The sequence below is a fragment of the Bartonella sp. CE47NXGY genome (assembly GCF_042195415.1).
Lineage (GTDB): Bacteria > Pseudomonadota > Alphaproteobacteria > Rhizobiales > Rhizobiaceae > Bartonella.
In genome coordinates this window covers 1-921 of record NZ_JBHIOI010000188.1, presented here as the reverse complement: position 1 = coordinate 921, position 921 = coordinate 1, and the positions used below count along the sequence as shown (strand labels likewise).

At 40.8% G+C, this 921-nt stretch carries 1 pseudogene; it reads left to right on the top strand.

The window, feature by feature from the left end:
- Positions 1-921 (top strand): annotated as a pseudogene (locus ACFIL3_RS10565) (hypothetical protein); the annotation flags it as partial.

Here is a 921-nt window from a genome sequence, read left to right as displayed (position 1 = left end):
GGAAGCATTTGCTGGAGTTGCGAGTTCTATCACGAATGTTCATAATGATGTTACCAATGTTGTCAGTGATAGCCTTGCGAAGCAGGATGAAAAGACAAAAGTTATCACTATTGGTAAAGAAGTAGAAGGTACAGAACTCAATATCGCAAATAAAGACAAAGGGGATCGGACACTTTCAGGTGTTGGTGAAGCAACAAAGGATAATGAAGCTGTTAACAAAGGTCAGCTTGATGCAAGTCTGAAGGATCTTTCTACCAGCCTTCAGTCAGATGATTCAGCTGTTGTTCATTACGATAAAAAAGAGGGTGAGAATGGCGGCATTGATTACACGAGTGTGACTTTAGGTAAAGGTAAGGATGCAGGACCAGTTGCACTTCATAATGTAAAAGATGGTGCCATTGGTGAGAGTTCACATGATGCGATTAATGGTAGTCAGATCAACACGATTTCTCAGAATGTAGCTAAATTCCTTGGTGGCGATGCAAAATTTGTTGAGGGTACGTTTACAGGACCAACCTACAAGTTATCCAAGGTTGATACAGCTGGTAATATAACAAATGGCTCTTTTGATAATGTTGGTAGTGCATTTACTGGTCTTGATGAGAATATCAAGAATGTGAATGCGCGGATTAAAGAGGTTTCTGAAGGAGTAGCGCAGGATTCTTTGAATTGGAGTAATGAAGCCAATGCCTTTGTCGCGCGTCATGAGAAGAAGCAAGAAGAACAAGGCAGGGCTGTAAGGACACAAGAAAACAGTAGAATTACGTTTCTAGCAAATGGTGAGATTAGCGCTAAATCAACAGATGCTGTCGCTGGTAATCAACTTTATTCAATGAATCAGACATTTGCGACGTATTTTGGTGGAGGAGCAGGTTATAATGAAAAGGGAGAATGGGTTGCACCTACCTTCAAGCTTAAAAC